Source organism: Rhodoferax sp. GW822-FHT02A01, from assembly GCF_038784515.1.
GTDB lineage: Bacteria > Pseudomonadota > Gammaproteobacteria > Burkholderiales > Burkholderiaceae_C > Allorhodoferax.
In genome coordinates this window covers 4,151,912-4,170,300 of the sequence record NZ_CP152376.1, presented here as the reverse complement: position 1 = coordinate 4,170,300, position 18,389 = coordinate 4,151,912, and the positions used below count along the sequence as shown (strand labels likewise).

Sequence of the window (18,389 nt, the reverse complement as noted above, 5' to 3'; positions counted from 1 at the left end):
GCCAGCATCCGATCAGTCGTCGCCGCCCACCTTGGAACTGCGCGAGATGGCGCGCACCAGCCAGATCGCGCCCAACACAGCACCGGCAAAACCGAAAAATCCAAACATGGGTAACCCAAAGATGGTAGGCCCACCTTTCACCGTCATGACAATCGACGAGCCAATGATGAGTGACGCAATCACGAGTGCCATGGATATCCGGTTGGCGGCTCGGTCGATCTGATCCCCCACCCGCTTCAAATGGGCCAACTCGATGCCGACCTGCAGGCGACCGCGGCGGGCGTTGCGTAGCAATTGGGAAAGGTCGTGCGGAAGCTGCTCGGCAAGCGCCAAGGTACGACGCAGCATCTTCCAGCCCCGCGTAGCGACCGCCTTGGGGCTATAGCCGGCACGCACCACCTGTCGCAACAGCGGCGTGGCCTGCTCAGCCATGTGAAAGTCCGGATCCAGGCCGCGGCCCATGCTTTCCAGCGAAACAAACGCCTTGATCAGCAGCGCCAGATCAGACGGCAAGCTCAGGTGGTTGTAACGCAGGATGGCCGTGATGTCGCCCAGCATCTGGCTCAGACTCAGATCCGCCAGCGGCAAACCATGGTACTGGTCCACGAAGGTTTCAATCTCGTTTTCGAGCTGGCTCAGATTGGCCTGATGCTCGTCGCCAGCCCAGTCCAGCAATACTTCGGCAACTGCCTGCGGCTCGCGCTCCACCAGCCCCAACAGAAGCTGCAGCAACTCGGATCGACGGCGCGCGGACAGGCGCCCGACCATGCCGAAGTCGATAAATGCCACGCGGTTACCGTTCAGGTAGAACACATTGCCTGGGTGGGGATCGGCATGAAACAGGCCGTCCTGCACGATCATCTTCAGCACCGCCTGCGCACCGCGCTGCGCCAGCTGGGACCGATCGAAGCCATCCTGCGCAATCAGTTGCTCCAGGTGGCTGCCCGAAACGCCTCCCATATAGTCCTGCACATTGACGCGGGCGTTGGTGTGCTGCCAGTGCACGCGCGGAATCACGATGTGGGGCAAGGCCTTCATGTTGTTCGCAATCCGCTCGGAATTGCGGCATTCGGCCGCAAGATCCAGCTCCTGCCGCAAGGACTTGCCGAATTCGCGCATCAGCAATTGGGGGCGGTAGGGCTTGAGCCATGGCAATTCGGCTTCGGCCATTCCCGCCAGATGACCCAACAGGCGTAAGTCAGCCTCAATGACTTCTGCAATGCCTGGCCGGCGGATCTTGACGATGACTTCAGTCCCGTCCGCCAACCGGGCCCGGTGTACCTGCGCAATGGAAGCAGCCGCCAGCGGCTGCGGGTCAAACCAGGCAAAGACCGCTTCGGGTTCGCCCCCCAGATCCTCACGCAGTTGGAGTCGCAGCGTCTCCAGCGGCAGGGCTGGCACCTGGCTATGCAGTTTGCCAAGTTCGGCAATCCAGTCAGGGCCCAGCAAGTCCACCCGGCCCGCCAGTATCTGGCCCAGCTTCACAAAAGTCGGCCCCAACTCTTCCAAGGCCAGACGGACTTGCACTGGCGGCGGAATACGTGCCAAATCGGCCGCAGTCTCCCAGCGCACGGCGTGCCCTGCCCGCTCCAGCCAATCGGCCAATCCCATGCGCCTGACCAAATCGCCGAAGCCGTGGCGGATCAGCACTCCGGCTATTTCGTACAGGCGTCCGGCATCTTTCGCAGCAGTCAGTGTTTCAATCAACATGGCCTGTAGCCCTACTTGATTAATCCCTGCACTTGGTTGAACGCCGGGTGCTCGGCGCTACGCAGCCACTCAAAGGCCACCATCTCGGTCGTCACCAGCTCCACGCCAGCGCCAGCCAGACGGTCGAAGGCAGCGTCGCGGTTGCGCTCGGTGCGCGAGCTACAGGCGTCGGTCACCACCCACACGTCAAATTCGTCTTCCAGCAGGTCCAGCGCCGTTTGCAGCAGGCACACATGGGCTTCACAGCCGGCCAACACGATAGTGTCGCGTTCGGCGGCAGACGGTTTTTGCAGATGCTTGGGCAGGCTGCGGGCATTTCCCTGCACCGGTTTGGCCGGCGGCCTGAGCAACTCGCCCAGGCCTTCTTCCACCGCGCTGAATTGCATCTTGACCAGTGCACGCGCACGGGCCTGCTTGAGCGCGTCCAGCAACTCCACTGCGGTGCCCCCTAATTTGGACGGGTTCTGCTCCGTATAGAAAGATGGCACTTGCAAGGTTGCCGCCATCTGCGTCAAGCGCACGGCGTTCTGCAAAACAGCTTGTGAATCCAGCACCGCGGGCATCAGCCGGTCCTGGTAATCAATCAGTACCAGTTGGGAGGATTCGAGATCTAGCAACATAGGGAACTTTCAGTCTTCGGATAGTGCAAGCATAACCAGCATTCCCGCCAAAAAGACAGCTGCCCGCCCGAACGGCGCTTTTGCTCCCGGCCGCTGGCAATGGCAACCAAACTTTACAATAAGCACATTTGTATTCTTACTTTGTTTATATATATCAAATAGTTACATCGCTTTATTAATGCATTACATCATTTGACTTAAGCCCCCTGGCAAGGTATGCTCCGCCCCATGCGTTTTTTAACCCTGCTGGTGGTGCTTTGCACCTTGCTTTTGGCATCGCTTTCTCATGCCGCCCCCGTCGATACCCCTGATGATGGCAATCGTGTGCGCAGTGACGTCGGTCTGCTCGATCGTATCGGCGAGGTGGGTAACCGCGTGGAAGCCAAGGCTTCACAACTGGTAGTCGGCGCGCTCGGGTTCCTGGGCGTGCCCTACCGCCGTGGCGGCAACAGTGCCGAAACCGGCTTTGATTGCAGCGGCTTTGTACGCGCCATCTATAAGCAGACCGAAGGCCTGCTGCTACCGCGCCGCGCCTCCGAGCAGGCTGCCGCCACCGAAAAAATCGACAAGGCTGACCTGAAGCCAGGCGATCTGGTCTTCTTCAACACCATGCGCCGCGCCTTCAGTCACGTGGGCATTTATGTGGGCAATGGCAAATTCATCCATTCCCCCAAGCCGGGCGGTGAGGTCCGTGTTGACGACATGGGTGCTTCGTACTGGACCCGGCGCTTCGATGGTGCCCGTCGGGTTCCATCTGAGTCCGTGAACGCCACGACCGAGCAATAAGCCGTACTGCATGGCTTTTTCCTCGCTGGGCTTGTCGCCCGCCCTCTTGCGCGCTCTCGAACGCCAGGGCCTGATCACCCCCACTCCAGTCCAATCCCTGTCCATTCCAGCCGCACTATCTGGCCGGGACACCATGGCTCAGGCGCAAACCGGCTCCGGCAAGACGCTGGCCTTTGGCCTGCCCATGCTGCACATTCTGGAAAGCCAACCAACGCCGAACCCGCGGATGGCACGCGCACTGGTGTTGGTGCCCACGCGGGAACTGGCAGTACAGGTTGGTGACGCGCTGCGCGCACTGGCCAACCAGTTGCCCAAGGACATCCGCATCAGCGTGGTGTTTGGCGGCGTGTCCGTCAATCGGCAAATGCTGGCTCTACGCTCCGGCACCGATGTGGTGGTCGCTACGCCGGGTCGCCTGCTCGACTTGGTTCAGCACAACGCGCTGGACCTGGGTGCCACTCAGATGCTGGTGCTGGATGAGGCTGATCGCCTGCTCGACCTGGGCTTTGAGGCCGAATTGCATCGATTGCTGGCCTTGTTGCCCGCCAAGCGCCAAAACCTGTTCTTCTCGGCCACCTTCGCGCCACCAGTTGCGGTCCTGGCGGCGACCATGTTGCACGATCCGGTGCAGATCAACATCGTCGCCACCGAAGAAACCAAGCCCGACATCCGCCAGCAAGCCATACGGGTTGACACCGGTAGCCGTACCCAGTTGCTGCGGCATCTGATTACCGCGAACAAATGGCAACGGGTGCTGGTGTTCGTGGCCACCAAGCACGCCGCGGAAATCGTTGCCGACAAGCTCCGCAAGGCACGTATCAACGCAGAACCCTTTCATGGCGAACTGAGCCAGGGCAAGCGCAGCCAGGTGCTGTCGGACTTCAAGGCTTCACGCCTGAAGGTGGTCGTCGCGACCGATATGGCTTCACGCGGGCTGGACATTGCCGAGCTGCCAGTGGTGGTCAACTACGACCTGCCACGCTCGGCGACCGATTACACACACCGCATTGGCCGCACCGGCCGCGCCGGTGAAACCGGGTTGGCCGTGAGCTTTGTGCCGTATGCCAGCGAGGCCCACTTCCGCCTGATTGAAAAGCGCCACGGCCTGGAAGTGCCCATGGAAACCGTGCCCGGCTTTGAGCCTGCACCGCCCGCTCAAGATCAAGCCGACAAAGAAAGCCCCTTGGCACCTCCCAGCAATGGCTGCATCAAAGGCAAACGTCCCAGCAAGAAAGACAAGTTGCGGGCGCTGGCGGCAAATCAGTCCTGAGGCAACGGCACTCCCGGTTGCTGCGTTCCGGCACAAACCGGCGCTGCATTACGCCTTGATGGGTCGAAGCGGCCCGTCCACGACATGGCGCAAAGGAGACGCCACCAGCGCGATCAACGCCACAAATGCCAGCAGACCGCCGCACGCTGTGAACAGCACACCCGGTGAGACATAGCGCATCAGCCAGCCGGTGACGGCGCCCGCCAGCGGTGCCAGCCCCAGAAAGATGAACATGAACATGCTCATCACCCGCCCCATCAGCGCAGGCGGCGTGCGCCCTTGGATCCAGGTAAAGATGGAAACCTGGATGAAGCCGCCCAGCATGCCGATGAGCGCCAACAGCGCCGCACCTTGCCAGGCGGAGGTGATCATCCCCATGGGCATGAACAACAGCCCTACCACGCCGTCCACCGCCAACAGCGTCATGCCCAGGGTGCCCAGGCGCCAGCCGGGGCGCGCGCCGGACAGGGCCATGCCGACCAATGTTCCACCCCCATGTGCGCCGAGCAGGATACCCAGCGCCGCTGCACCCAGATTGCGGGTGCTGACCAGAACCGGCATGGCAATTTGCACCGGCCCCGTGATCAACACGGCCACCACGCTCCAGTAGATAAAGCACAGCCGCAAGGCGCTGTCGTCGCGCAAGTGGCGCAGGCCGGAGAGCACAGCCGCCCAAACCGACTCATCGCCCTTCCCCTGCTGTCCCGTCGCACCATCCACGACGCGCAGCCGCACCTTGGCCAAAGTCCAGGCAGATAGCAAAAAGCTCAGTGCGTCCAGCCCAAAAGCCAGGCCCAGACCCTGCGCGTCCACGATAGCACCTGCCTGCACGGCGTCCGGGTGATTGCCAAACAGCGCAATCAGCAGGGCCGCCACCAACGGCCCCACAAACATCGACACTTGGCGCAAACCCATCATGACGCCGTTGGCCGCGGCCAGTTGGGAGCGCGGCATCACATGCGGCAGCATGGACGTTCCCGACGGAATGCTGAAGGCCGTCGCCAGTCCGATGGCAAACGCCAGCGCGTAGACCATCCATAACGCCAGGCCACCGCCCAGCACCAGAAACGTCAGCGTGCCAAGCAGCAAGGCATTGGCATATTTGGTGACCATCAACACCCGCTTGGGCGAAAACCTGTCCACCACGGCGCCGCCAATCAGAATGAACAGCGCACGCGGCAAACTGAGCAAACCCAGCACGGTGCCCAGCACCAAGGTGTCCTGGGTCATGCGCAACACCAGCCAAGGCAAGGCGACCAGGGTGAACTGATCACCTAGCAGCGTGACAAAAGATCCGGCCATCAGCCAGAGGAAGTTGGGGTCGCGAAACAGCGAAGCGCCAGGCGCAACCGGAGGAGAAGTGTTCATATGCATCCAGTGGTTCAAAGTCCAGAAACCCCGGATGCTCCGGCCTCACGCTGCGTAAGGGTCAAGCACTTTGTGCACAGGGTTGTGCAAATGCATGGTTCTGTGCCGAAAGCGCACGCTGCAGTACGCCAATGGTGGTGTCATCAAACACCGTGGCAGCTCGCAGGATGGGCTCGGCGTAATACGCTGCCATGAACTTGCGCAGCACCACCGCGTTGCCCGCACACAGGTCCAGCATCACCTGTTCCCACTGCGCCACAAATGCCCTTGCCTGCGGGCTACGCAGGTCAGCGTGGCTGTCTTGCAACGCGTGGGCCTGCAGCACCAGCACGCGGATGGCACTGTCCGGTACGGTCCGCAGCGTGTGCAGCTCCTCCTGGGTCAGGTGACGCTGCATGGCTGCCATGCGCAGGCCGATGGCGGCCGTGATGAACGCCACCACCTCCGGGCCGGGACCGTGCTTGAACTGAGCCTTGGGCTCGGTGCTGACCATCTGCCCCCATCGCTCGATCAGCGAAAAATTGTCATCCATCATCGACAGCGTCAGGTTCATCCAGCGCAATGCCAGGGACTGGGTGGCGGGGTCTTCGGCACCCAGTCCCTTGCGCATGGCCACCCGGACCTCAGCAATCAAGGGCTCCCATGCGGCACTTTGGGCCTTGCGGTTGTCCAGGATGCGTTTGATTTCCGCCGCGCTGAAGTATTTGGAATAGGTATTCATCAACGCCAGCGTGGACAGCCAGTCACCCATGTCCGGCGCCGCGCCAGCGTCCAACCGTTCCTGCAGCAACCGCAGCCGCTCGCGCAACTCATTGGCCTGTTCGATCTCATGGCCCAAGGCGCGGATCTGGCGGGCGATGGTGTCGCTCAACCCTTCACCATCCCGCTTGAGCATGGTCTTGACATCGGCCAGCGACAGCCCCAGATGCCGTAGGGCCTGGATCGCGTGCAGGCGTGCCACGTCAGTTTGGTTGTAAAGCCGGTAGTCGGCCTCGGACCGGGCCGACGGACGCAACAGGTCGATGGCGTCGTAGTGGTGCAAGGTGCGCACCGTCAGGCCCGTGCGACGGGCCAGTTCTCCCACTTTGAGTAGCACTGCAAGGCTCCTGGTTGTGCCGGCCTGTGACCCAGGCCCGCTGAGCGCGGAGTATCAACCCTTACGTTACGTCAGGGTCAACCCCATCGTGCAACCCATTTCTTCTAGAGATGACCCAAGGAGGGAAGCAGGCCGGCGAGATGCTTGTGACCCAATGGCGTCACCTGCAGCGCCCGTTCTCCGTCGTAACGACGCAACCATCCCCTGTGCAAGAAATGCTCCAGCATTTTTCTGGGCAATTTGCCGGCGATGTGGTCTCTGCGTTCAGACCAGTCCAGGCAGCGGTAGGCAATACCGCGCTGTCCAACGGGCCTCATGTCCAGGGCATCCCCATCCATGCCCAGAACATGCAAGCCGGCTCTTCCCTGGTCGGTGAGCAGATAACCCTCTTGCGCCGCTACCAGCCAATCTTTTGCCAACAACTGAGAAAACAGCTCTACACCCAGCCGCCCGGCGAGGTGCCCATAGCAGCAACGGGCCCATTGCAGCCGGGCCCGCGTCGGACTCGCCCACGCGGCCAGATGGGTGCGCCGCTCCGCGATCAGGGCCACCGCCTCCAGCGCATGGGCCACTTCGTCATCCGCCAACTTGTAGTAGCGGTGGCGACCGCGCTGCTCGCACACCAGCAGTTCCGCGTCCATGAGCTTGGCCAGATGAGCGCTCGCGGTGGGTGCAGTAACAGATGCCGCGCGCGCCAACTCACCCGCGCTGGCGTACTCCCCTGCGAGCAGGTAGCACAGCATGCGTGCCCGTGTTGCATCGGCAATCACCGCCGCGACACTGGCCAGCTTGGGCTCGTGGGGCGCTCCCGCACTTCGTTGTTGCACCCGGCTTACTCCTTCACTTGCAGCGCCAAATTGGAATCGTGCGGCGCTTGATCGCGCACGGTTTGAGTGTAGTCCCGCACCACCTGCGCCACCCGGATGCGATAGTCGGCAAACACCCGCGCCCTGCCCTCGGCCTGCCCGGCCCGGTGGTTGGTTTGCCTGCGCCAGCTGCGCACTGCCTCCTCATCACGCCAGTAGCTCAACGACAGATAGGTGCCGGGCCGGGTGAGGCTTTGAAAGCGCTCCACCGAGACAAAGCCGTCGATGTCCTGCAGGCTTTCCCGCAACTCCACAGCAATATCAAAGTACCGCTGCTCCATGCCCTGCAGCGGGGTGACTTCAAAAATGACTGCAATCACACGGCCTCCACAAACCCTGTGGGCGCGCGCAGGTAGCTGGAATCCACGACCAACGGAAAGGTTCTCTCTTCTTTCAGAATGAACCGCTCGCGCTGCGCAAATTCAAAATTGGCCTTGCCCTCCTCGTCGCTCCTCAAACGCGCCCGGTAGGCTTCATAGGCACTCAAACTGGCAAAGGAAATCATGCCCCATGCCTCGTAGTCAGTCCCCTCGTTGGGCAAGAAGTAGCCAATGAGGTGGCCGCCGCAGCGCGGGATGATCCGCGCCCAGTTGTCGGCATAGGTCTTGAACAGCGCTTTCTTGAACGGGTCTATCTCGTAGCGGATGAAGCAGGTGATGGTCATGGTGAACTTTCTGAATGGGTGAACACACACAAGTGTCGGCTCCCCACATCAGAAATGCTTCGCCCCGTAGCGAAGGATTGCTTGTACCTACCGCGCTACACACTTCGCAATCGCCCGCCCCAGCAGATCCAGCCCCTGGTCGATTTCCGCATCGCTCACCGTCAGCGGCGGCGCAATGCGGAACACGCCACCCATGCCGGGCAGTTGCACCACGTTCATCGACAGGCCCAGCTGCATGCACTCGCGGGTGATGGCGGCTCCCAGGCCGTCGGCGGGCTCCTTGCTGGCGCGGTCCTTGACGATCTCCATGCCCAGCAACAGCCCGCGCCCACGCACGTCGCCAATGCAGTCGTAGCGCTCCTGCAGCGCGCGCAGGCCATTGGCCAAGCGTGCGCCGGCCACCTTGGCACGCTCGGCGAGTTGTTCGCGCTGCACGATCTCCAATACCTTCAGGCCAATGGCGGCGGGCAGCGGGTCGGAGACGTGGGTGGTGTAGAACAGGTAGCCGCGCTCGTGCGCCTTCTCCTCGATCTCGGCGGTGGTCACGATGGCCGCCAGCGGCAGGCCCGCACCCAGTGTCTTGGACAGCGTCAGGATGTCAGGCACCACGCCATCGCGCTCGCAGGCGAACATGGTGCCGGTGCGGCCCACGCCGGTCTGCGCCTCGTCCAGGATCAGCAGCATGCCTCGCTCTTCGCACTTCTTCTTGAGCGCCGCCATGTAACCCACAGGCAGGTCGATGATGCCGCCCGAGCTGAGGATGGGCTCGGCAATGAAAGCCGCCAGGCTGCCACACGACTGGCGGTCCACCAGGTCAAAGCCATAGTCCAGCTCGCCCTTCCAGTCGTAAGCGCCGCTGGCATCAAAAAAGCGTGGCCGGTAGCCAAACGGCGCGTTGATGGCCAACGATCCCACCGCTGCCGGCCCCACACCGCGCCGCCCTGCGCTGTAGGTGGCCGCCGCAGCACCGCCCGTCATGCCATGCCATGACTGGGCAAAGCCCACCACCTCGAATTTGCCCGTGACCAGCTTGGCCATGCGGATGGCGGCCTCGTTGGACTCGGCGCCGGTGGTCAGCAGCAGACTGCGCTCCAGATTGCCCGGTGCCACTTCGGACAAGCGGGTAGCCAAGTCCACCACCGGGCGCGACAGCATGCCGCTGAACAGATGCTCCAGGCGGTGTGCGTAGTCGGCAATCACCGCGCTGATCTCGGGGTGACAGTGACCCAGCACCGCGCTCATCTGGCCGGAGGTGAAGTCCAGGATGGGCCGGTCATCCGCGTCATACACATAGCTGCCAGCGGCGCGCTCGATGACCACCGGGGCAAAGCTGCCGCCGTAGCGCACCAGGTGCTGGCGGGCGCGGTTCCAGAAAGCGGGGGCTTCGTTGCGTGACATGTGCGGTGCTCCTAGGCAAAAGGTTGGGAAAGAAGGGTTGAGAAGCACTGTAGGCACTTGCGTGGTTTCAGTAAATCGAATAGTTTTAATGCCTGTAATCAATTAGGCTGATATCGTGAGCACCTCCCTGGACATTGACCTGCTGCGCAGTTTTGCCGCCGTGGCCCAAGGCGGCACGCTGGGCGCTGCCGCTGCGCGCGTGGGGCGCACCCAGTCCGCCCTAAGCATGCAGATGCAGCGCCTGGAATCCACCTGCGGCCAAACCCTGCTGCACCGCACCGGCCGCGGCGTGCGGCTGACCAGCCAGGGCGAGCGCCTGCTGGTGCACGCCCGGCGCATCCTGCACCAGCACGACGAGGCACTGGCCGACCTGGCCGGCACAGGCTTGGCCGGCGCACTGGCCGTGGGCTGCCCCGACGACTATGCCGCCGCCTTTCTGCCGCACCTGCTGAGCGGCTTTGCGCGGCTGCATCCGTTGGCACGAGTGGACGTGGTGTGTGCCAGCACACCCCGCCTGCGCGAACGGCTGGCCACCCGCGCGCTGGACCTGGCACTGGTGTCAGCCCGTTGGGGCGATGCGCCCGAGCCCGGCATGCTGCCCGCCCTGCGGCGCGAACCCCTGGTGTGGGTAGCCAGCCCCGGCGTGGACCCACGTGACTGGGACCCACTGCCCCTGGCCCTCTCAGACCCCGACGTCATCGATAACCGCGCCGCCCGCGAAGGCCTGGAAGCCCAAGGCCGCCGCTACCGTGTGGCCTACGCCAGCGGCAGCCTCACCGGCCTCACAGCCGTGGTGCGCTCCGGCTCGGCCATCGCCGTACTCACCCGCTGCGCCGTGCCGCCCGACCTGCAGATACTCACGCCCGAAGTAGGCCTGCCCGAACTACCCATGCTCAGCATCGGCATTGCGTTTGCTGGCGGGAAGCCAACGCCACTGGCCGGGGCGTTTGCGGAGCATGTGCGGGATGTGTTGCCTACGCTTTAGGGATTTGCGGGCCTTGAGCAATGGCCCTGCTTGATCTGGCCCTCAGTGATGAAGCTGGGCATGGCGTCTGGTGATCATGTGCCGCTAACCGCATCTGCTTCCGCCTCCGGCCACAACCGTGGAAACAAAAAGCGCAACGCATGCTGCGGCAGGCCAAAGCGCACCTTGCCTTGCGGCGAGTCTGACTTGAGCAAACCGCGCTTCACAAGCGCCCCCAGCGCGTCGGTGGCCGCCCGGTCGCTCATGCCCAACATGGCTTTGAAGTCGCCCCGTGCCATCTCATCGCCACTCAAAAACAGGTAGTGCAAACCCCGCAGCGACTCCTGCCGCACGCCCGACTTTTCTACCGTGGCCTCGAACACCAGGCACGCCTCCAGGCGCGGCATCAGTGTTTGAAAGTCCAACATACTGGCCATGAAACCCACCTGATCCAGGCACACTTCCAGCACGTAGTCGGCCCAAGCTATCAAGGCCTGCTGGCTCAGGTTGCCGCGCCCATCCAGATCACCACGGCGCAGGCTGTCGGCATCGGCCAGCAGCGCGTAATAGCGATCCGTGCTACGGGCAAAACCCCGCAAGGGCGACCACAAGCCGCCGGTGTAGCCCAACGCGCTCAACAGCGTATGGGTGTGCAACCGCATGACCCGCCCATTGCCATCGATGAAGGGGTGAACCCACCCCAGACGCTGGTGCGCACAGGCCAAGGCCACCAGCGCCGCCTCGCCGCGGCGCACACCGCCGTAAAAGCTGGCCCAGCGCTGCAAAAATGCGGGCACGCTGGCAAAAGCTGGCGGCACGTGCTCACCCACCCGCACATCGCGCAGACGCAATTGCCCCGGCACAATCGGCTCGCCCTCGTCGGTAAACAGGTCTTCTGCGGGCAACCTGCCAAATAACTCCTGGTGAATCACCTGCACCGCCTCTGTGGAATACAGCGCACGGGCGGCATCGCCACTCGCAAAGCGCTGCTCCAGTGCCACCTCGGCCTCAATATGCGCCACGGCCACACGCTGCTTGGCGGCCAGCTTGGCGTCTTTGGAAAAGTCTTTGCGCAGTGCCTGGTCAATCTCATGCGGGCGGGTGTGCTGCCCCTCAATGCGGTTGGTGTAGTAGGAGTTCATGCTGCGCAGCAAGGTGCGCAGCTCGCGCGGCACACGCGTGCCCGCCAACAACGTGGCAGCGCGAGACAGGTCATGCGCCTTGGCCAACAACGGCTCCAGGTGCGCATCCGCAGGCAGCAACGGCTCAAACTGGTGGGGTTCGCTATACATGCCACCATTTTGCCAAGTTATGAAACTTTGTAAATGGTTGATTTATTATGATTTTTTGTAATTTTCACCAGAACTTTTGCCAAGTTTTTTGCGAACTTTCCGGCAAAGTACGATCAGTCTGTAGTGCGCTTCCGACGCTCCCCTCTAGCCATGCTGCACCTTTGCCAGCATGATGGGCGCATAAAAACACCCATAACAAGGGAAGCGACTCTGGGATGGCAACTCTCATACCTTCAATAGGCTCGTGTATCGCGCGCATGACAAGCGGCGAGCGACGGCTGGCAGAGCGGCTGGAAAGCAAGCTCGATAACGATTACCTGCTCTGGTACGACGTGCCCATGGGGCCGCGCAACACCCACCCCGACTTTTGCATCATGCACCCGCGCCGCGGCATTCTGGTGCTGGAGGTGAAAGACTGGAAGCCCAGCACCATCCTGCAAGCCGACAAGCAAACCTGGGAAATCATGGGCGACAACGGCCCCAAGACCGTCATCAACCCGCTGGAGCAAGCGCGCCAATATGCCCACCAGGTGGTCAGGTCACTGGAGCGCGACACGCAACTGGTCCACCCCGATGGCCCGCACGCTGGCAAGCTGGCTTTCCCCTGGAGTTACGGCGTGGTGTTTACCAACATCACACGCAGGCAATTTGACGCGGCAGAACTGAACCGCGCCATAGAACCCCACCGCGTGGTGTGCCAGGACGAAATGCTGGAAAGCGTGGAAGCCGAAGCACTGCAAAGCAGGTTGTGGGACATGTTCCCGTTCATGATGCGCGGCGTCATGAGCCTGCCGCAGATGGACCGCGTGCGCTGGATCATGTTTCCCCAAGTGCGGGTGCAGGCGCAAGACACGCTGTTTGACGACAACGACGAAGAGGCCGAACTGCCCAGCATCATGCGTGTGATGGACCTGCAGCAGGAGCAGCTTGCCCGCTCGCTGGGCGAAGGCCACCGCGTCATCCACGGCGTGGCGGGCTCGGGCAAGACCATGATCCTGGGCTACCGCGCCGAGTACCTGGCCCAGGCCAGCACGCAGAGTAGCAAACCCATCCTCATCCTCTGCTTCAACGAGCCTCTGGGCGTGAAGCTGCACAGCGTGATGCAGGCCAAGGGCTTGGGCGGCAAAGTGCATGTGCGGCACTTTCACAAATGGTGCTACGACCAGCTCAAATACTCCGGGCAAGCCCTGCCGCCGCAAGGCCCCCGGTTTTCGGAAGAACTGGTGGAGCGCGTCATCCGCGCCGTGGAGCGCAGCCAAATCCCGAGCGGCCAATACCAGGCGGTAATGATTGACGAAGGCCATGACTTTGCCCCCGAGTGGCTCAAGCTGGTCACTCAGATGGTGGACCCCGCCACCAACAGCCTGCTGGTGCTGTACGACGACGCGCAAAGCATTTACGAGCGCTCGCGCTCCAAGCAGTTCAGCTTCAAGAGCGTGGGCATACAGGCGCAGGGCCGCACCACCATCCTGAAGATCAACTACCGCAACACCAAACAGATACTGCAAACCGCCAGCCTGGTTGCCGCCGACCTGCTGACAGCGGAAGACAAAGACGACGACGGCATCCCACTGGTCAAACCCATCAGCTGCGGACGCGAAGGCCCTGCCCCACTCATCATCCGCCTGCCCAGCCTGCGGGAAGAAGCCTTTGCCATTGCAGATGAAATGGCCCACGCACACCAAGAAGGCTTTGCCTGGGGAGACATGGCCATCCTGTGCCACGACTACTTCGCCATGGACCTGTGTGCCCATGCGCTAAACCAGCGCAAGCTGCCATTCAACGTGCGCAAGAAATCGGGCGACTTCAGACCCGGCGCCAACGCCATTCAGGTTATGACCATGAAGGTCAGCAAGGGTTTGGAGTTTCCGGTGGTGGCGTTGCCGGGTGTGGGACATATGCCTGCGCCTGGGGAGGATGAGAAGGAAGCGGCTCGGGTGTTTTATGTGGCGGCTACGCGGGCTACACAGAGGTTGGTGATGGGGGTGGGTGGTGGAGGCGGACTTGGAAATCGCCTTAAATAACGGTTCATTAGGGTAAGAGACAACTATGCAAATCGCACACATCGAAATAGCTAATTTCCGCAAACTACTTTCAGTTCGCATTGACTTGTCCAGCGAAAAAACACTATTTGTAGGCGCAAACAACAGTGGAAAGACTTCGGCAATGTTGGCGTTGAGAAGGTTCTTGGTTGAGAAAGGGAAGCGATTCAGAACTCAAGATTTCACCCTATCGCACTGGGAGGCAATTAATGAGATTGGAGTAAGGTGGGAGAGCTCCACGGGACTCGCTTCGACACAAGTTACCTCAGCGGAATGGTCGTCGCTGCTTCCCGCAATCGACATCTGGTTGAACGTCGGAAATACAGAACTTCATCACGTGAGTGCGCTGTTGCCCACACTAGATTGGACAGGTGGATTGCTTGGTGTCAGGATGAGACTGGAGCCAATAGACATCGAGGCTCTTTACCGGGAATATCGCACGGCGATTCAGAATGTGCGTGCGCTTCGCGAAGCAGCACCGGAGGGATCACTGTCCTTATGGCCTAAAAATTTGACAGACTTTTTAAGTCGTAGTCTGTCTCAACACCTTGCAATCAGGGCCTACAAATTAGATCCGACCAAACTGTTGCCGTCCAAGAAAGGACTGGCACAGCCGCAAGTGATTGCCGATGATGCCCTCCCGCTCGAAGGTGATCCTTTGCAGGGATTAAGCCTATCAAGCAATGCGGTAGTCATCTTTGCATCCCCGAACACGGCAGACCATTCCGCAAACGTCAGGTTGGTGGTGATCAGAACGCTGGTGTGTTCATAGAGCTTGGACAGCAGATGGAACAGCAAGGCGCCGCCCGCTTGGCTGAATGGCAAGTACCCTAACTCATCCAGAATGACCAAGTCCATTCGCATCAAACTCATGGCTATGCGTCCCGGAATGCCCTTGGCTTTTTCATGCTCCAACGCATTGACCAGATCCACTGTCGAGTAGAACCGCACACGCTTTGAGTGGTGGGTCAAGCCAGAGATTCCCAGTGCGGTTGCGAGGTGAGTCTTCCCGGTGCCGGGTCCACCAATCAATACAACGTTCTGCGCGTCCTCTGTGAAGGTCAGGTCTGCCAGCTTCTTGATGAGCGCCTTGTCGACTTGCGATACGTCGAAGTCGAAGCCCGCGAGGTCCCGATGAATCGGGAAGCGTGCAGACTTCATCTGGTGGGCAATGGAGCGCATATGCCGGTCCACATCCTCTGCCTGGAGCAAATGCTCGACCAGCCAGCGTGAGCTCTGAATTGCTGAGCCACCATCTTGTTCCATGAGATCGGCCCAGGCAGTGGCCATACCATTCAACCTCAGGGCCTTGAGTTCGCTCTGAACGTTTCGTTCTGAATCATGCATGGAAGACTCCTTGATCATCGTTATGAGTTGGGCGCAGGCGGTCGTAGCGTGCGGTATCGGCTATAGGAAGGTGGGTCAATTGCAGAGCAGTCTGTGCATGCTCCGGCACCGGTGGTGCATTCAGCCGCGCCAGCACATTGCGTACGTGCTCGGCACTGACGCTTCCGTTGGGTGTGGCCCCTTCAAGCACCAGATCCACCGCCACCAGAACCGCGTCTAATCCGGCTTGTGGAACGGTGGCCAGCACCTGTGCCATCGTGCGGTCACCGCCGGGGTGTCGCAGCAGCGATTTGCGCAACCGCTGTAATGACGCAGGAAGATCCAGAAACGGTGCCCCGTTTCTCAATGCGCCGGGCTTGCGTTGCACCAATTCGATGTAGTGCTGCCAGTCGTATGTCGTCTGACCGCTGCCAGGTGTTCGGGCATGACTGGCGATGATAGTTTCCGCGCAGGCAACATCCACCCGGTTCGGATACAGCCGGGTGCTCACCAAGTGCCCCGCCCATTCGCATGGCACGGAGTAACGGTTGCGTGCCACCGCGACCAAGCAGGTGCTGCTGACCCGAGCAGGCTTCTCCACATAGCCATCAAAGAGCACTGGCATAGACATGAGATGGGGGCGCTCGAGCTCCAGCATTTCTGCCACGGTGAATTGCTTGTGGATGGGATGCACCGTATCCGCCCAGATGGAGTGGCATCGTTCTCCGAGCCAGGCGTTGAGTTCAGCGAATGACCCAAAGCGTCTGGTGCCAGCCTCAATCCAGATCCGCCTGCGGCTGTCCTGAACGTTCTTCTCCACCACGCCCTTCTCCCAGCCTGATGCCACATTGCAGAAGTCCGGATCAAACAGGTAATGACTGCACATGGCAGAGAAGCGTGCGTTGACGATGCGGCCCTTGCCCTTCTTGACCTTGTCAACCGCCGTCTTCATGTTGTCGTAGATGCCACGCCTGGCAATACCACCCAACGCATGGAATAATCGGGTGTGCGCGTCGAACAGCATCTCGTGACCCTGGCCAGGGTATGCCACCAGCCAGAAGGCACGACTGGCACATAGCTTCAGATGGGCCACCTGCATCTTGTAAAACACCCCACCAACCAGCAGCCCCTCCTCACTCCAATCGAACTGGAATGCCTCGCCGAGCTCGAAGCTCAGTGGAACAAAAGCCCTGGTGGGATCCTTGACACTTTCCTCTCGCCAAGCACGAATGAAGGCAGTAACTGCGCTGTAGCCGCCTCGGTATCCCTGAGCCTGAATCTGCGCAAACAGCGCCTTGCCGCTGCGCCGTGCGTGCTTGGCCCTATGCGCATCCGTACGCAGCGCTTGCACCAGCACCGGCTCAAACGGCGTGAGCTTGCCATCCGCCTGCTTGCGTTGGTACTTCGGCGTTGTATCGCCGGGGGCTTTGAGCCACTTCTTGACCGTGTTTCTGGCCAGTCCCGTCCTTCTGCAAATCTCTCCGTCAGAGAGTTGGTCGCGCAACTTCATGCGCCGCACCTTGCCAATCATGTCCATGGTGATCACCTTTTACATCCCTGCTGAAAGTTTCAGCAGAGCAGTGGAACACCCCTGTCAATTTTGGATCGGCACTCTCGGCTTCAGACTGTCAATTTTCGGTCAGCGGCAACAGAGCAAGAACTTTGGTGATCTCAAATGTCCAACATACATCGGCGAAGGGCTCAAGTGGCTTGAGGATCGCCTTTGCAGTGAACGAAAAGAAGTTGTTGCATTACCCGGCGACGTGGTGGGAGCTGACTACATTTTTCGTGAGTCGGATGAGTCGGGCACCGAGATCGTTTCCATCATGTTCGAGATGAAGAACGAGAGCGACGAGACGGCAACCAAGAAGAGGAACGAAGATTTCCTGAAAGAGCTGGACAAGGACCGCACTGAAAAGGCGTGCGAATACGCGGTGCTGGTGTCCATGCTGGAGCCGGAGAGCGAGTTGTACAACAGCGGCATCGTCGATGTTTCGCACCGCTACCCGAAGATGTACGTGGTGCGGCCGCAGTTCTTTATTCCCCTGATAACGCTGCTGCGCAACGCAGCTTTGACCTCGATGAAATACAAGTCCGAGCTGGCGCTGGTGCGCTCGCAGAATGTGGACATCACAAAGTTCGAGACCCAGCTGGACGAATTCAAGACGGCGTTTGGGCGCAATTGGCGCCTGGCCTCCGAAGGCTTTGAAGAGGTCGTCAAACGCATTGACGAAGCGATCAAGGACCTGGAGAAAACCAAGGAAGCGCTGCACAAGTCCGCCAACAACTTGCGCCTGGCCAACGACAAGGCCGACGACCTGACGATCAAGAAGCTGACGCGGGGCAACCCGACGATGGCAGCCAAGTTTGCGGAGTTGTCGGGTGGCCCTCCCCTTGGCGGTGAATGAGGCCGTAGGTGTGACCGCACTGGATCGTATGTCTATACCCGGCCGCGAAAGACGCGCCACTGGTCTCGGGTGAACCAGCCAGTGACAACGCCGAGCGCCGCATAGAAAGCAAACAAAGCCCAATCTACCGTTGGAAAGTGCCAGATATCGCTGGCCACGGCCAATGCGCTGATCAAACACAGTACACCGGAAAGCAGCGCCCAGATCAGTGCCAGAAAACGCTCTACGCCGGTCTTGGCGTTCTGCATGGTCTTGCGCGTTTCTTGCCAGGCGTCGGCCGCGTCTTCCAAAGGGCTTTGTGCCTGGGCCTCCAGAGCTTGTGCGACGTTGCCTTGTTGGACCAGCGCAGCAAAGTCACCGTGTTGCGGGCGACGGGCCCGCTTGCGCCACCACAGGCCGAAAAAGACTGCGGCAAAAAGGGCGATGATGAGGCCGGCATACAGCAACTGGTCTTGCCAGGGGACTGCGCCAGCGTGCAGCACGTAATGGAGCATGGTGGGTTCCGGTGGGCTTTTAGGCGCTGGTTTCGAAGGATTAGGCTAGGAATTTCAACCGCTTGGAGCCAAGTGCAGTGAATAT

At 60.9% G+C, this 18,389-nt stretch carries 16 protein-coding genes and 1 pseudogene; 5 read left to right on the top strand and 12 right to left on the bottom strand.

Going from position 1 to position 18,389, the window contains the following annotated elements; all coding sequences use genetic code 11:
• Positions 1 to 12 precede the first annotated feature (12 nt).
• The gene (locus AAGF34_RS19830) at positions 13 to 1,710 is read right to left on the bottom strand and encodes an AarF/UbiB family protein (protein ID WP_342617427.1); all 1,698 of its coding nucleotides are present in this window, start codon (positions 1,708 to 1,710) and stop codon (positions 13 to 15) included.
• Positions 1,711 to 1,721: 11 nt separating this feature from the next.
• Positions 1,722 to 2,330, bottom strand: coding sequence for an isochorismatase family protein (locus AAGF34_RS19825; protein WP_342617426.1), 609 nt, complete (start codon positions 2,328 to 2,330; stop codon positions 1,722 to 1,724).
• A 228-nt stretch (positions 2,331 to 2,558) separates the two neighbouring features.
• Here AAGF34_RS19825 and AAGF34_RS19820 point away from each other — a divergent pair, with 228 nt between their 5' ends.
• A complete protein-coding gene (locus AAGF34_RS19820) occupies positions 2,559 to 3,116 on the top strand; it encodes a C40 family peptidase (protein ID WP_342617425.1) in 558 nt (185 codons plus the stop codon).
• A 10-nt stretch (positions 3,117 to 3,126) separates the two neighbouring features.
• Entirely contained in the window at positions 3,127 to 4,386 is a 1,260-nt protein-coding gene (locus tag AAGF34_RS19815) for a DEAD/DEAH box helicase (RefSeq protein WP_342617424.1), read from the top strand.
• Between the two features lie 48 nt (positions 4,387 to 4,434).
• Here AAGF34_RS19815 and AAGF34_RS19810 read toward each other — a convergent pair whose 3' ends face one another.
• The 6 genes from AAGF34_RS19810 to AAGF34_RS19785 all read right to left on the bottom strand — a co-directional run bounded on the left by AAGF34_RS19810 (position 4,435) and on the right by AAGF34_RS19785 (position 9,778).
• A complete protein-coding gene (locus tag AAGF34_RS19810) occupies positions 4,435 to 5,754 on the bottom strand; it encodes an MFS transporter (protein ID WP_342617423.1) in 1,320 nt (439 codons plus the stop codon).
• A gap of 61 nt (positions 5,755 to 5,815) precedes the next feature.
• Positions 5,816 to 6,850, bottom strand: a complete 1,035-nt coding sequence (locus AAGF34_RS19805; RefSeq protein ID WP_342617422.1) for a MerR family transcriptional regulator — start codon at positions 6,848 to 6,850, stop codon at positions 5,816 to 5,818.
• Between the two features lie 104 nt (positions 6,851 to 6,954).
• The gene (locus AAGF34_RS19800) at positions 6,955 to 7,677 is read right to left on the bottom strand and encodes a metalloregulator ArsR/SmtB family transcription factor (protein WP_342617421.1); all 723 of its coding nucleotides are present in this window, start codon (positions 7,675 to 7,677) and stop codon (positions 6,955 to 6,957) included.
• A 5-nt stretch (positions 7,678 to 7,682) separates the two neighbouring features.
• Positions 7,683 to 8,036 carry an antibiotic biosynthesis monooxygenase gene (locus AAGF34_RS19795; protein WP_342617420.1) on the bottom strand — a complete coding sequence of 118 codons (354 nt, stop codon included), beginning with the start codon at positions 8,034 to 8,036 and terminating at the stop codon, positions 7,683 to 7,685.
• A complete protein-coding gene (locus tag AAGF34_RS19790) occupies positions 8,033 to 8,380 on the bottom strand; it encodes an NIPSNAP family protein (RefSeq protein WP_342617419.1) in 348 nt (115 codons plus the stop codon). The genes AAGF34_RS19795 and AAGF34_RS19790 overlap by 4 nt, the downstream gene beginning before the upstream one ends.
• Positions 8,381 to 8,467: 87 nt before the next feature.
• The gene (locus AAGF34_RS19785) at positions 8,468 to 9,778 is read right to left on the bottom strand and encodes an aspartate aminotransferase family protein (protein ID WP_342617418.1); all 1,311 of its coding nucleotides are present in this window, start codon (positions 9,776 to 9,778) and stop codon (positions 8,468 to 8,470) included.
• Positions 9,779 to 9,893: 115 nt separating this feature from the next.
• Between AAGF34_RS19785 and AAGF34_RS19780 the strand changes: the two genes are divergently transcribed.
• Positions 9,894 to 10,763 (top strand): LysR family transcriptional regulator, encoded by an 870-nt coding sequence (locus tag AAGF34_RS19780; RefSeq protein WP_342617417.1) that lies wholly within the window; start codon positions 9,894 to 9,896, stop codon positions 10,761 to 10,763.
• A 74-nt stretch (positions 10,764 to 10,837) separates the two neighbouring features.
• On the opposite strand, the gene AAGF34_RS19775 is transcribed toward AAGF34_RS19780, so the two are convergent.
• Positions 10,838 to 12,034, bottom strand: coding sequence for a Fic family protein (locus AAGF34_RS19775; RefSeq protein ID WP_342617416.1), 1,197 nt, complete (start codon positions 12,032 to 12,034; stop codon positions 10,838 to 10,840).
• Between the two features lie 215 nt (positions 12,035 to 12,249).
• On the opposite strand from AAGF34_RS19775, the gene AAGF34_RS19770 reads away from it, so the two are divergent.
• Entirely contained in the window at positions 12,250 to 14,058 is a 1,809-nt protein-coding gene (locus tag AAGF34_RS19770) for a 3'-5' exonuclease (protein WP_342617415.1), read from the top strand.
• A 579-nt stretch (positions 14,059 to 14,637) separates the two neighbouring features.
• On the opposite strand, the gene istB is transcribed toward AAGF34_RS19770, so the two are convergent.
• Both istB and istA read right to left on the bottom strand, forming a co-directional pair.
• Entirely contained in the window at positions 14,638 to 15,423 is a 786-nt protein-coding gene (gene istB / locus AAGF34_RS19765; protein ID WP_342617414.1) for an IS21-like element helper ATPase IstB, read from the bottom strand.
• Entirely contained in the window at positions 15,416 to 16,939 is a 1,524-nt protein-coding gene (gene istA / locus AAGF34_RS19760; protein ID WP_342617259.1) for an IS21 family transposase, read from the bottom strand. The genes istB and istA overlap by 8 nt, the downstream gene beginning before the upstream one ends.
• Before the next feature lie 238 nt (positions 16,940 to 17,177).
• Between istA and AAGF34_RS19755 the strand changes: the two are divergent.
• Positions 17,178 to 17,810, top strand: a pseudogene (locus AAGF34_RS19755) (DUF2130 domain-containing protein); the annotation flags it as partial.
• A 32-nt stretch (positions 17,811 to 17,842) separates the two neighbouring features.
• Here AAGF34_RS19755 and AAGF34_RS19750 read toward each other — a convergent pair.
• Positions 17,843 to 18,304 (bottom strand): hypothetical protein, encoded by a 462-nt coding sequence (locus AAGF34_RS19750; protein WP_342617413.1) that lies wholly within the window; start codon positions 18,302 to 18,304, stop codon positions 17,843 to 17,845.
• Positions 18,305 to 18,389 lie beyond the last annotated feature (85 nt).